Origin of the sequence: Aliivibrio sp. SR45-2 (assembly GCF_963890165.1) — a bacterium.
In the GTDB taxonomy this organism is placed as follows: Bacteria; Pseudomonadota; Gammaproteobacteria; order Enterobacterales; family Vibrionaceae; genus Aliivibrio; species Aliivibrio salmonicida.
On the sequence record NZ_CAWPRC010000150.1, the window covers coordinates 16,702 to 29,978 of the forward strand.

The 13,277-nt window shown below is 40.4% G+C and carries 10 protein-coding genes; 4 read left to right on the forward strand and 6 right to left on the reverse strand.

Features of this window, described 5'->3' with window-relative positions; genetic code table 11:
• Positions 1 to 281 precede the first annotated feature (281 nt).
• On the reverse strand, positions 282 to 812 hold the full coding sequence (gene hpt, locus AACV33_RS09010) for a hypoxanthine phosphoribosyltransferase (protein WP_012551078.1): 531 nt from the start codon (positions 810 to 812) through the stop codon (positions 282 to 284).
• Positions 813 to 1,144: 332 nt separating this feature from the next.
• Between hpt and AACV33_RS09015 the strand changes: the two genes are divergently transcribed.
• Positions 1,145 to 1,750, forward strand: coding sequence for a TetR/AcrR family transcriptional regulator (locus AACV33_RS09015; protein WP_017022656.1), 606 nt, complete (start codon positions 1,145 to 1,147; stop codon positions 1,748 to 1,750).
• A gap of 87 nt (positions 1,751 to 1,837) precedes the next feature.
• Here AACV33_RS09015 and lpdA read toward each other — a convergent pair whose 3' ends face one another.
• The 5 genes from lpdA to ampD all read right to left on the reverse strand — a co-directional run bounded on the left by lpdA (position 1,838) and on the right by ampD (position 9,772).
• Positions 1,838 to 3,268, reverse strand: a complete 1,431-nt coding sequence (gene lpdA / locus AACV33_RS09020; protein WP_182699227.1) for a dihydrolipoyl dehydrogenase — start codon at positions 3,266 to 3,268, stop codon at positions 1,838 to 1,840.
• A gap of 278 nt (positions 3,269 to 3,546) precedes the next feature.
• A complete protein-coding gene (gene aceF, locus AACV33_RS09025) occupies positions 3,547 to 5,433 on the reverse strand; it encodes a pyruvate dehydrogenase complex dihydrolipoyllysine-residue acetyltransferase (RefSeq protein ID WP_182699228.1) in 1,887 nt (628 codons plus the stop codon).
• Between the two features lie 11 nt (positions 5,434 to 5,444).
• Positions 5,445 to 8,108: a pyruvate dehydrogenase (acetyl-transferring), homodimeric type gene (gene aceE / locus AACV33_RS09030; RefSeq protein ID WP_182699229.1), complete on the reverse strand. Its 2,664-nt coding sequence runs from the start codon at positions 8,106 to 8,108 to the stop codon at positions 5,445 to 5,447.
• A 55-nt stretch (positions 8,109 to 8,163) separates the two neighbouring features.
• The gene (gene pdhR / locus AACV33_RS09035; protein ID WP_012551082.1) at positions 8,164 to 8,934 is read right to left on the reverse strand and encodes a pyruvate dehydrogenase complex transcriptional repressor PdhR; all 771 of its coding nucleotides are present in this window, start codon (positions 8,932 to 8,934) and stop codon (positions 8,164 to 8,166) included.
• A gap of 286 nt (positions 8,935 to 9,220) precedes the next feature.
• Complete coding sequence (ampD, locus tag AACV33_RS09040) at positions 9,221 to 9,772, reverse strand: 1,6-anhydro-N-acetylmuramyl-L-alanine amidase AmpD (RefSeq protein WP_017022651.1); 552 nt, start codon at positions 9,770 to 9,772, stop codon at positions 9,221 to 9,223.
• Between the two features lie 113 nt (positions 9,773 to 9,885).
• Between ampD and nadC the strand changes: the two genes are divergently transcribed.
• The 3 genes from nadC to pilB all read left to right on the forward strand — a co-directional run bounded on the left by nadC (position 9,886) and on the right by pilB (position 13,274).
• The gene (nadC, locus tag AACV33_RS09045) at positions 9,886 to 10,773 is read left to right on the forward strand and encodes a carboxylating nicotinate-nucleotide diphosphorylase (protein ID WP_023604198.1); all 888 of its coding nucleotides are present in this window, start codon (positions 9,886 to 9,888) and stop codon (positions 10,771 to 10,773) included.
• A gap of 348 nt (positions 10,774 to 11,121) precedes the next feature.
• Positions 11,122 to 11,580 (forward strand): pilin, encoded by a 459-nt coding sequence (locus AACV33_RS09050; RefSeq protein ID WP_017022648.1) that lies wholly within the window; start codon positions 11,122 to 11,124, stop codon positions 11,578 to 11,580.
• A gap of 2 nt (positions 11,581 to 11,582) precedes the next feature.
• Positions 11,583 to 13,274 (forward strand): type IV-A pilus assembly ATPase PilB, encoded by a 1,692-nt coding sequence (gene pilB, locus AACV33_RS09055; protein ID WP_182699230.1) that lies wholly within the window; start codon positions 11,583 to 11,585, stop codon positions 13,272 to 13,274.
• The last annotated feature ends 3 nt before the right edge of the window (positions 13,275 to 13,277 follow it).

The window sequence follows — 13,277 nt, forward strand, 5'->3', positions numbered from 1 at the left end:
TAAAATTAATTCTTTAAATGGGTGAGTTGTAAAAACTTATTTACGGTTAAATTGTAACCACTAACAATTATTAATCAAGCACTGAGTAACAGTATAAAAAAAACAAAATAAATTAATGGAAATAGATAAATAGAACATCATTTATCCTATAAATATATAGTTAATCTCCTTAAATACCCTATTTTTATCTACACACTGCAAGTAATAGAAGCATCAATAAAAAAGCCAAAGAAAGAGTATTTTCTTTGGCTTTTTTATTTAATTATTATTTTTGATTCACGTTATTCTTGAGGAACAACTTTACCAATATAAGGTAAGTTACGGTACTTTTGAGCGTAATCAATCCCCACACCCACAACAAATTCATCAGGAATAGAGAAACCAAGCCAATCTACTTTAACTTCAACTTCACGACGAGAAGGTTTATCAAGTAACGTACAAATTGCGATTGAGTTCGGCTCACGAATAGAAAGAATGTCACATACTTTACTCAACGTGTTACCAGTATCAATAATATCTTCCACTAATAATACGTCTTTTCCTTTAATATCATCATCAAGATCTTTAAGAATTCGTACATCTCGTGTGCTTTCCATACTATTGCCATAGCTTGATGCCGTCATAAAATCGACAGTCATTGGAGTATCAATCGCACGAGCTAAATCTGCCATAAAAACAAATGAACCACGTAACAAACCAACCATAACAAGCCCTTCAGACTCTTTATAGTGTTCTGAAATTTGCTTTCCTAGCTCTAATACGCGCTTATTAACCTCTTGTTCAGAGATCATAACTTCTACTGTATGTTTCATACCATCTCACTTATTCATTAAACCCACCAACGGTAGGACTTAGACAGACACAGTTTACAACAAAATAAGAATCGACATACCGCCAATTATAAAAAGTTTTTAAGATTATATGCCGTTCAATAGATCTATAAGCTTTGCGATAGCTATCGAAAGGTTAAAATTGATATGACAAATGTATGTAATTTTCCAAAATAATCTTTAACTCCGTCAAAAATTTGATTGAGACCCGTAATAATTGTTGAATATATAAACAGCCTTATGTACAGTTATTGAGAATAATAATAATAATACCCCTATAAAAAATAATAATTTGTTGGCAAGGATATAATAAAATGGAAACGATCCAAAAAAGACCGAGAACTAGGCTATCTCCAGAGAAACGAAAAGAACAACTACTTGATATTGCGATTGAGGTTTTTTCTCAACGTGGTATTGGTCGTGGCGGTCATGCAGATATAGCAGAAATTGCTCAAGTATCTGTTGCTACGGTATTTAATTACTTCCCAACCCGAGAAGATCTGGTTGATGATGTATTAAATCGAGTTGAACAACAATTTCATAACTTTATTCTAAATTCAATCTCATTAGACCGAGATGTACGCTCTAATCTTCACTCTTTACTCGTGAACATCATAGAGACAGTTCAAGTGGATAATAAGTGGATTAAAGTGTGGTTTGAATGGAGCACCTCTACTCGCGAAGAAGTATGGCCTCTTTTCTTAAGCACTCAAGTGAATAACCAAAAAGTTATTCATGATATGTTTGCTGAAGGGATTGAGCGTAACGAAGTATGTAATGATCATACCCCTGAAAACTTAGCTAAAATGCTTCATGGGATTTGTTACTCTGTATTTATTCAAGCAAACCGTAATAGCTCTTATGAAGAACTAGAACAAACGGCTAACTGCTTCTTAAATATGCTGTGTATTTATAAATAATATTCAGAATTAAAGAAATAGATAATAAAAAACCGCTGATTAGTCAGCGGTTTTTTTATATTTAAATTCTATTGGGTTAAGAGAAAATTATTTTTTTCTCTTAACTGCTTTTGCATTTGGAAGATCTGTAATAGAACCTTCATAGATTTCAGCAGCCATACCAATTGATTCATGCAATGTTGGGTGAGCATGGATAGTTAGTGCGATATCTTCTGCATCACAACCCATTTCGATTGCAAGGCCAATTTCACCAAGAAGCTCACCAGCATTAGTACCAACAATAGCACCACCGATAACACGGTTAGTGTCTTTATCAAAAAGAAGCTTAGTTAGACCATCAGCACAATCTGAAGCGATTGCACGACCTGATGCAGCCCAAGGGAAGCTTGCTGCTTCGTAGTTAATGCCTTCAGCTTTTGCTTCTTTCTCTGTCTTACCAACCCACGCGACTTCTGGTTCAGTATAAGCAATTGAAGGAATTACTTTAGGATCGAAGTAGTGCTTCTTACCAGAAATAACTTCAGCAGCTACGTGACCTTCATGCACACCTTTGTGAGCAAGCATAGGTTGACCTACGATATCACCAATAGCATGGATATGAGGTACGTTAGTACGCATTTGCTTATCAACATTAATGAAACCACGTTCATCAACAGCAACACCCGCTTTCTCAGCGTCTAGTAAACTACCGTTTGGAACACGACCGATTGCAACAAGAACAGCATCATAACGCTCAGCTTCTGCTGGTGCTTTTTTGCCTTCCATTGAAACGTAGATACCATCTTCTTTCGCTTCAACTGCTGTCACTTTCGTTTCAAGCATTAGGTTAAACTTGTTTTTGATACGCTTAGTATAAACTTTAACGATATCTTTATCTGCCGCAGGAATAACCTGGTCAAACATCTCAACAACATCAACTTGAGAACCCAGAGCATGGTAAACTGTACCCATTTCTAGACCAATAATACCACCGCCCATAATAAGCAGTTTCTTAGGTACTTCTTTTAGCTCAAGTGCATCCGTTGAATCCCAAATACGTGGATCTTCATGTGGGATGAATGGCAGTTTAATTGGACGAGAACCAGCAGCAACAATCGCATTATCAAAATTGATTGTTGTATTGCCATCTTCAGCAGTCACTTCAATAGTATTAGCACCAGTAAATTTACCAAAGCCATTAACTACCGTTACTTTACGCATCTTAGCCATACCGCCAAGACCGCCAGTTAGTTGTGTTACTACTTTTTCTTTCCACAGACGGATCTTATCGATATCTGTTTGAGGTTCACCAAATACGATACCGTGAGCGGCCATCGCTTTTGCTTCTTCGATAACTTTAGCTACGTGAAGCAAGGCTTTTGATGGGATACAACCCACATTCAAACATACACCACCAAGCGTGTTGTAACGTTCAACGATAACTGTTTCTAAACCTAAATCTGCACAACGGAATGCGGCAGAGTAACCAGCAGGGCCGGCACCAAGTACGACAACTTGTGCTTTAATTTCTTTGCTCATTTTGACCTCGTTATAGTCATTTCCCTAACAGGCTGACCGATATTCTATTATTGTTTTCAGACTGACTTTATTTTACATAGATGTTAACAGTGTGAAAGCAAGATTGGGTTAGCCTGTGAGCTAGACAACAATTCACGTTACGACAACTCTAAGAGAGAGACAATAATATTCGTAAATTGTATTTAATTTAATTCAAAAAAACTGAAGATTTCCCTCCAATTTATGAAGCAATAAGGCGGCTTATTTGCCACCTTATTGTTTATTTCAATTACCGCTAATTACAGTACTAGGCGACGAATGTCTGATAATGCACTGTTTAGGAAAGTAATGAAACGAGCACCTTCTGCGCCATCAATCACTCGGTGATCATAAGACAGAGACAGAGGAAGCTGTAGGCGAGGAGCGAACTCTTTGCCATTCCATACTGGTTTGATTTCAGACTTAGATACCCCAAGGATACCTACTTCTGGTGCATTTACGATTGGAGTAAATGCTGTGCCACCGATACCGCCAAGGCTTGAGATTGTGAAACAACCACCTTGCATATCAGAAGCCATTAATTTACCAGCACGTGCTTTCTTAGAAATAGCCATTAGCTCTTCAGATAGCTCGTAAATGCCTTTTTTGTTCACGTCTTTAAAGACAGGAACAACAAGACCGTTTGGCGTATCAACGGCAATACCTACGTTTACGTACTTCTTAAGAATGATGCTTTCGCCATCATCAGATAAAGAAGAGTTAAACGATGGGAATGCTTCAAGTGCTTTCGCAACTGCTTTCATGATGAACACAAGTGGCGTGATCTTCATACCTGTATCATTTTTCGCTTCGATTGCATTCTGTTCTTTACGGAATGCTTCTAGCTCTGTGATATCAGCGTTATCCCACTGTGTAACGTGCGGGATCATTACCCAGTTACGGTGCAGGTTAGCACCAGAAATTTTCTTAATCTTAGAAAGTTTCTTAACTTCTGTGTCACCAAACTTGCTGAAATCAATTTTTGGCCATGGAAGTAAACCAAGAGCTGAACCGTCACCGCCTTTGCTTGATGCAACAGCACCAGATTCAAGACGCTTAAGCGCATCTTTAACAAAGCTTTGAACGTCTTCTTTTAGGATACGGTCTTTACGGCCAGTACCTTTGACTTTAGCAAGGTTTACACCAAACTCACGAGCAAGACGACGAACAACTGGAGACGCATGTGCGTACTCGTTGTTTGCTTCAAATTCACCCGTAGCTGCTGGAGCAGAAGCCGCTGCAACTGGTGCAGGAGCTGCTTGTGCAACTGGTGCTGCTGGTGCTGCTGTCGCTTGCGCTGCAACTGGTGCTGCGCCTTCAACAACAAATGTCATGATTAGAGAGCCAGTTGATACTGTATCGCCAGCTGCAATCTTAATCTCTTTGATAGTACCAGCAAAAGGTGCTGGAACTTCCATCGATGCTTTATCGCCTTCAACAGTAATTAGAGATTGCTCTTCTTCTACTGTATCGCCAACAGCAACCATGATTTCAGTTACTTCAACTTCATCACCGCCGATATCTGGAACGTGAACTTCTTTTTCAGCAGAGGCTGCTGGAGCCGCTGCAACTGGTGCTGCTGCCGCTTGAGGAACCGCTACTGGAGCAGAACCTGCCACTTCAAAGATCATAACTAAAGAACCAGTTGACACTGAATCACCAGAAGCGATTTTGATTTCTTTAACTGTACCAGCGAATGGTGCAGGAACTTCCATTGACGCTTTGTCGCCTTCAACAGTTAAAAGAGATTGCTCTTCTTCTACTGTATCGCCAACAGAAACCATGATTTCAGTTACTTCAACTTCATCACCGCCGATATCTGGAACATGAACTTCTTTAAGCTCAGCAACAGATGCCGCAGCAGGAGCGGCTACTGGAGCCGCTTCAACGACTGGAGCTACAGGTGCAACAGCACCCTCAGCTTCAAAGATCATAATTAGAGAACCAGTGGTTACTGAATCGCCTTCAGAAATTTTAATTTCTTTAACGATACCCGCTTGAGACGCAGGAACTTCCATTGAAGCTTTGTCGCCTTCAACAGTGATCAGTGACTGCTCTTCTTCAACTCGGTCACCGACCTTAACTAGAATCTCAGTTACTTCAACCTCATCTGCACCGATGTCAGGTACATTAATTTCGATTGTCATTGTTTTCTACCTTATGCGTATAGCGGGTTAGTTTTTTCAGTATCAATATTGAATTTAGCAATTGCTTCTGCAACTACAGATTTATCAATATCACCACGTTTCACAAGTTCAGCTAGAGCAGCAACTACAACGTAGCCTGCATTAACTTCGAAGTGACGACGTAAGTTCTCACGGCTGTCTGAACGACCAAAACCATCAGTACCAAGTACTTTGTAAGACTCAGCAGGAACGAATGCACGTACTTGCTCAGCGTAGTTCTTCATGTAATCCGTTACTGCGATTGCAGGTTCGTTACCAAGAACTTGAGTAATGTAAGGTACTTTTGTTTCAGCTTCAGGGTGAAGCATGTTGTCACGCTCTACCGCTTGACCGTCACGAGTCAATTCATTGAATGAAGTAACCGCAAAAACATCCGATGCTACGCCATATTCTTCACTCAAAATTTGAGCTGCTTTGCGAGCTTCGTTCATAATAGTACCTGAGCTCATTAACTGAACTTTAGCTTTAGAACCTGTGTAAGATTCAAGCTTGTAGATACCTTTACGGATGCCTTCTTCAGCGCCTTCTGGCATTGCTGGCATTGCATAATTTTCATTCATTACTGTTAGGTAGTAATAAATGTTCTCTTGGTTCTCACCGTACATGCGACTAATACCGTCTTGCATGATTACCGCTAACTCGTAAGCAAACGTTGGGTCATAAGAAATACAGTTAGGAACTGTGTTTGCCATGATGTGAGAATGACCATCTTCGTGCTGTAGACCTTCACCGTTTAGCGTTGTACGACCAGCAGTAGCACCTAATAGGAAACCACGAGCTTGTTGGTCACCCGCTAACCATGCCATGTCACCAATACGTTGGAAACCGAACATTGAGTAGTAAATGTAGAATGGGATCATTGGTAGATCGTTGGTGCTGTATGATGTTGCAGCAGCAACCCAAGACGCCATTGAACCTAGTTCGTTGATACCTTCCTGAAGAACTTGACCTGACTTAGCTTCTTTATAGTAAGAAACAATGCCCTTATCTTCAGGAGTATAATCTTGACCGTGTGGGTTGTAGATGCCAACTTGACGGAACAGACCTTCCATACCAAACGTACGTGCTTCATCACAGATGATAGGTACGATGTTCTTACCGATATTCTTATCTTTTAATAAGATATTAAGAATACGCACGTAAGCCATTGTGGTAGAAATATCACGCTTCTGCTCACCTAATAGAGGAGAGAATGCATCTAGTTCAGGGACTTTAAATTCTTGAGTGAACTTAGGTAGACGCTTAGGTGTGTAACCGTGTAGTGCATTACGACGAGCGTGTAAGTAATTATACTCAGCAGAACCTTCTTCCAATGTAAGATAAGGAAGCGTTTTGATCTTCTCATCTGAAAGAATGTCTTCTAGACCTAAGCGATCACGTAGGTGTTGAACATGAGTCATGTCCATTTTCTTAACACCGTGTGCAATGTTCTTACCTTCAGCTGCATCGCCCATGCCGTAACCTTTAACGGTTTTAGCTAGGATAACTGTTGGCTTACCGCCAGTTTCTTTTGCATTGTTGAATGCAGCGAACAGTTTAGATGAATCATGACCACCACGCTTAAGAGCGAAGATTTCGTCATCAGTCATATCAGCAACAAGCGCTGCTGTTTCAGGGTATTTACCAAAGAAGTTCTCACGTACGTAAGCGCCATCTTTAGATTTGAATGTTTGGTAATCACCATCGATAGTTTCGTTCATTAACTGAAGAAGCTTACCAGTCGTGTCTTTAGCAAGTAGTGAATCCCAGTTGCTGCCCCAAATAACTTTAACAACATTCCAACCAGCGCCTTTAAATAGGCCTTCTAGTTCTTGGATGATGCTGCCGTTACCCATAACAGGGCCATCTAGACGCTGTAGGTTACAGTTAATTAGGAAACATAGGTTGTCCAGTTTTTCACGAGCAGCGAAAGAAATCGCGCCGCGTGATTCTGGCTCATCCATCTCACCATCACCTAAGAAAGCGTATACACGCTGAGCGCCAGTCTCTTTCATGCCACGGCCTTCAAGGTACTTAAGGAAGCGCGCTTGATAGATAGCAGAAATAGGACCAAGACCCATCGATACGGTAGGGAACTGCCAGAATTCAGGCATCAGTTTAGGGTGTGGATAAGAAGGAATACCTTTACCATCAACTTCTTGACGGAAGTTATCTAGTTGCTCTTCCGTTAAACGACCTTCAACGAATGCACGAGAATAGATACCTGGAGAGATATGACCTTGGTAATAAACTAAATCACCACCATCCGTCTCATTTGGAGCACGGAAGAAATGGTTAAAACAGACTTCGTAAAATGCTGCTGCAGATTGGTAAGACGCCATGTGGCCGCCTAGATCCAAATCTTTCTTAGAAGCACGTAGAACGATCATGATTGCGTTCCAACGAATAATTGAACGGATACGACGCTCAAGAGTAACATCACCAGGGTACGCAGGTTCTTGCGTTACAGGGATGGTATTGATGTAGTTTGTATTGATACCTGTAGCCATATCAACACCATCTAAACGAGCTTTATCAAGAACTTGCTCTAATAGATACTGGGCGCGTTCAACACCCTCTTCACGTACAACTGACTCAAGAGCTTCTAACCAATCTTGAGTTTCTAGTGCATCAACGTCATGCTTCATGTCAGACATGCGAGCTATCCTTTTATTTGTTGGTTCAAATAGGGTGACAATGAAATGAATCAGATTAATTCATGTCATTACTTTGTTGAATTCGACGAAGTGAGCACTCTCGGCGACTCTCTTCTTTTGTCAATTCCAACAATGTTTCTTCAATATAAGCAAGATGAGAATGAGATGCCAAACGAGCCTCTTCAGGCTTTCCTGACACAATCGCTTCTACCATTTCTGCTCTATGTGCTCTCACCTTTTCAACCACCGCTTCGCGACGATTTAATAAGGTAAAGTTTTGTAATACGTTTTGCTCAAGCAACGGCTCTAAACTGCGCACCATGTGAAGTAATACCACATTATGCGCTGATTCAGTGACCGTAATAAGACAATGCATAACCGCAGAGGCTTCTGCTTTTAAATCACCATCCTGTTGCGCTTGTTGGATTAATTCATGTGACTCTTTAATCCGTTTGAAATCTTCTTCATTACCACGTAAAGCCGCGTAATAAGCAGAAATACCTTCTAACGCGTGACGCGATTCCAGTAAGTCAAATTGCGTTTCAGGGTGTGTTGCCAATAAATCGAGCAACGGCTCTGAAAAGCTTTGCCACAAGCCTTTATTAACAAACGTACCGCCACCTTGACGGCGAGTTAATAAATGCTTCGCTTCTAAACGTTGTATTGCCTCTCGCACAGAAGGGCGAGAAACATCAAATTGTTTTGCTAACTCTCTTTCTGCGGGTAGCTTCTGTCCCGGAGAAAGGGTTCCTTCTAATATCAGCCGTTCAAGTTCTTGTTCGATTGCATCGGACAATTTTGGCTGACGGATCCTTTGATATGCCATCGTAGCTCAACCTAATTTAAGTTGATTACCGCTCACTTTACCGTGAGTCATTCGTCATTCTAATTAATTGGTAATACCAATTTTAACTGAGCTGAAATTTATCATAAAAAAAGACGATCTGTCTAGATAAAAGTTGATTTGAGTCATGGAACGAAGTTGCTATATACCGTTAATTAACAATATAAAAACATATTTGAAATAATTGGTCAGACCAATTTGATTTGTGAGGCAAAAAGATTGTGCCACAACCCCTAACAATGTATATACCTTTTCAGAGGTAACTCCCCTATTTTCTTAACTTATTATACTTTTCCCAATGAAAAGACAGTCCCGGATCTGTCTTTCTAAGCGGCGCTATATACTGATGACCCGTAATACGATCATCCTTTACTAACGGGTAATGCTGTTGTATCACCTTTGTTAATGAAGCCAGTGATTGATACTGCTCCTCAGTATAGGCCACTGAATCCGTTCCTTCTAATTCAATCCCGATGCTGTAATCATTGCATTTCGATCTGCCCGCAAACGACGATGCTCCCGCATGCCACGCTCGAGAATTAAAGGGCACAAATTGAATAACACTGCCATCTCGACGAATTAAACAATGGGCAGACACTTTAAATTGATAGATAACGTTAAAGAAAGGATGTTCTGTCGGATCCAGTTTTCCCGTAAATAATTGTTCAATATAAGGGCCACCAAACTGACCCGGCGGTAAGCTGATGTTGTGTACCACAAGTAAAGATATATCTAAGTCATCGGAGCGTTCGTCATAAAATGGCGAGACAACGTGTTTCGCTTCATTGATCCAATGCGTTGTTGATAACGTGAATCTCATGTCTATTCCTACATAAATTGAAGTAACTTTAGGTATCTTATGATGAAATTCTGCTCTAGCGCGAGTATTATTGTGTGAATCAATTTATTTCAAATAATTCAATGGACCTCAGCATGATTAAAACCCACGACAGCGACTCTCGTCTTGAATATTTAAAACAGCAACTTCCTGCTGAAATTACTCGCGCCGTTGCCGATACACTTCGTGAAGATCTAGGAGGAACACTTGATGTTTCTGCTGATATTACAGCAAGTTTAATCTCAGAAGACAGTCAATCTGTTGCGACGATTATTACCCGAGAACACGGTGTATTTTGTGGAAAAATGTGGGCCGAAGAAGTATTTAAACAATTAGGCGGGACCGTTACGATTGAATGGCACGTAGAAGATGGTGACAAAGTAAAACCAAACCAAACACTTTGTACATTAAGCGGTCCTTCACGCGCCCTACTAACGGGTGAGCGTAATGCGATGAACTTTATTCAAACGTTATCTGGTTGTTCGACGATTACCGCAACCTATGCTGAAAAAATCGCACACACAAAATGCCGCTTACTTGATACGCGTAAAACTATCCCTGGGTTACGCAGTGCATTAAAATACGCCGTCGCGTGTGGCGGTGGTTATAATCATCGTATCGGTGTGTTTGATGCTTATCTAATTAAAGAAAACCATATCATTGCATGTGGTGGCATTGAAAAGGCCATTTCAACGGCAAAAGAATTGAATCCGGGCAAGCCTGTAGAAGTCGAAACAGAAAGTTTAGAAGAGTTACAACAAGCCATTGATGCAGGGGCTGATATTATTATGCTCGATAATTTTACCACAGACATGATGCGTGAAGCCGTTAAATTAAACGCAGGTCGTGCAGCATTAGAAAATTCAGGTAATGTCACTTTAGATACCATCGCGGAATACGCAGAAACAGGGGTCGATTATATCTCTGTGGGCGCCTTAACTAAGCACCTTACTGCAATGGATTTATCCATGCGTTTTAAATAAATTAATCTCACCTTGTTTTATAAAAGAGCTAGCCTTAATGGTTGGCTCTTTTTGTTTAAACTGAACATAAAAATCATCTACTTTCTTTGATGAATACCACATATATCCATAATGATAAATATCACTTAACCATTTGTTTCTAAAATAAGAATTGCGATCTACAGATCATTAAAAAAGAGCATAAATTGAAGTGCGTCGTATTAGATTTGTAACTCCTCAATAAGCACATAATAAAGTGCAACCTCACTCGAAGTGCCTATTTTTCCTTCTATTATATCTCCTCATTCGTTTTATTATTTCACGCATCAAATAAAACATAAATCAGCCTGATTTATATTGGAGAAAATAATGAACAAGTGTCAAGGACAGAAAGGCTTTACCTTAATTGAATTAATGATCGTGGTTGCAGTGATTGGAGTGTTATCAGCGATAGCTATGCCTCAATACCAAAAGTATGTTGCCAAAGCAGAAGTCGCTTCTGTTCTAGCTACTTTAACTGGAGTAAAAACAAATGTTGAAGCTCATACTGTTGAACATGGAACTTTCCCTGCCGCTAACACTGAATCCGCTTTAGGTGTTCCAGGAATGAGTTTAGGCACAGTTTTGTTTGTTCCAACTGCTGAAGGAGATGGTGGTGCAATCACATTTACATTTTCGACGACAGCCAGTGCAAGTGTTAGTACATTAGTTTCAACTAAAAATTTAACATTAACAAGAACTGCGACTTCAGGTGAATGGAAATGTTCATCAACTGATATTAACGAAGCAGACTCATTGCTACCTAAGACATGTAAAGGTAAAGAGTAAGAGTGCACACCAACCTAGCTTCAATCTTGCGTCAAGCTGAACTCATTAGCTTGACGCAAGAAAATACCATTATCGAACACGTTCAATCAGGGGCACACACTGTGCCTTCTGCGCTTTTAGCTGCTCATATTTTTACACCTGATGAATTAATCAGTCATCTTTCTCAAATTTTTGGTTTGGATGTCATTAATGTCGCTCAATATGATTACGCCACGTGCTGTCAAAAATTAGGGCTAAGAGAGCTCATTACCCAACATCAAGCATTACCAATTCATTATGATCACTGCTTGATTCGACTCGCAGTGAGTGATCCAAGTATTGCTCAAATTGAGGATGATTTTCGCTTCATAACCAACAAGCAAATTGAATTGGTGTTAGCTGACGAAGGACAGCTTCAAGCGGCCATTCGGCGTCTTTATGGGAAAGGGTTATCGGATTCACAGCCATCACAAAATAAAGAAATCACCCAAGATGAGCTCGCATCACTGGTTGATATATCCAATGATGAAATGGTATTCACAGAAGATCTCAGCCAAGACGACGCCCCAGTTACCCGTTTTATAAACCAAATATTACTAGAGGCCGTTCGAAAAGGCGTTTCTGATATTCACTTTGAACCTTATGAAGAAACTTATCGTGTACGTTTCCGTTGTGATGGGATTTTAGTTGAGAACAGTAGCCCTTCTTCTCATTTAAGTCGTCGTCTTTCAGCCCGCTTAAAAATCATGGCAAAACTTGATATCGCAGAGCGACGATTACCACAAGACGGACGCATCAAACTTAAACTGAACAGCGAAGTCTCCATTGATATGCGCGTCTCCTCTCTTCCTACATTATGGGGAGAGAAGATTGTTCTTCGATTATTAGACAGCAGCGCGGCCAGCTTGGATATCGACAAGCTCGGTTACAGTGACGCGCAAAAAGAATTATACCTAACGGCATTAAAACGCCCTCAAGGCATGATCTTAATGACGGGCCCAACCGGCAGTGGCAAAACAGTATCTCTTTACTCTGGCCTAAACATTTTAAATACGACAGAAAAAAACATATCCACCGCAGAAGATCCTGTCGAAATAAATCTGAATGGCATTAACCAAGTTCAAGTAAACCCTAAAATTGGATTTACCTTTGCTTACGCCTTGCGATCATTTCTTCGTCAAGATCCCGATATTGTGATGGTCGGAGAGATCCGAGATCTAGAAACCGCCGAAATCGCAGTAAAAGCCGCACAAACTGGGCACTTAGTTCTTTCAACACTTCATACCAACTCAGCGGCAGAAACAGTGGTACGTTTAGGAAATATGGGGATCGAGAATTTTAACCTTGCCTCCTCTCTTACTCTTATTATTGCTCAACGATTAGCAAGAAGGCTTTGTCCTCATTGCAAAGCTATCGATCCATTAACCCCAGAGATCAGAGAAGAATATGGTATTGATTTATTAGGCACTGTTTTTCAAGCGCACACTGAAGGCTGTAATGAATGTACGCATGGCTATTCAGGGCGAATTGGCATTTACGAAGTCATGCCGTTTACCCGAGAGCTTTCCATTGCGATTTTAAAAGGCGCAACGGTAAGACAGATTGAACAACTTGCTATCAAGCAAGGCATGGATAATTTAGCCACATCAGGAATTAAACGCCTCGAAGATGGTACAACCAGCTTACAAGAATTAACTCGTGTTCTGTATTTTTAATCA

Excerpts from the sequence above, each read along its gene's own strand:
- hpt (WP_012551078.1), bottom strand. The coding sequence starts at position 812 with ATGAAACATACAGTAGAAGTTATGATCTCTGAACAAGAGGTTAATAAG.
- AACV33_RS09015 (WP_017022656.1), top strand. The coding sequence starts at position 1,145 with ATGGAAACGATCCAAAAAAGACCGAGAACTAGGCTATCTCCAGAGAAA.
- lpdA (WP_182699227.1), bottom strand. The coding sequence starts at position 3,268 with ATGAGCAAAGAAATTAAAGCACAAGTTGTCGTACTTGGTGCCGGCCCT.
- aceF (WP_182699228.1), bottom strand. The coding sequence starts at position 5,433 with ATGACAATCGAAATTAATGTACCTGACATCGGTGCAGATGAGGTTGAA.
- aceE (WP_182699229.1), bottom strand. The coding sequence starts at position 8,108 with ATGTCTGACATGAAGCATGACGTTGATGCACTAGAAACTCAAGATTGG.
- pdhR (WP_012551082.1), bottom strand. The coding sequence starts at position 8,934 with ATGGCATATCAAAGGATCCGTCAGCCAAAATTGTCCGATGCAATCGAA.
- ampD (WP_017022651.1), bottom strand. The coding sequence starts at position 9,772 with ATGAGATTCACGTTATCAACAACGCATTGGATCAATGAAGCGAAACAC.
- nadC (WP_023604198.1), top strand. The coding sequence starts at position 9,886 with ATGATTAAAACCCACGACAGCGACTCTCGTCTTGAATATTTAAAACAG.
- AACV33_RS09050 (WP_017022648.1), top strand. The coding sequence starts at position 11,122 with ATGAACAAGTGTCAAGGACAGAAAGGCTTTACCTTAATTGAATTAATG.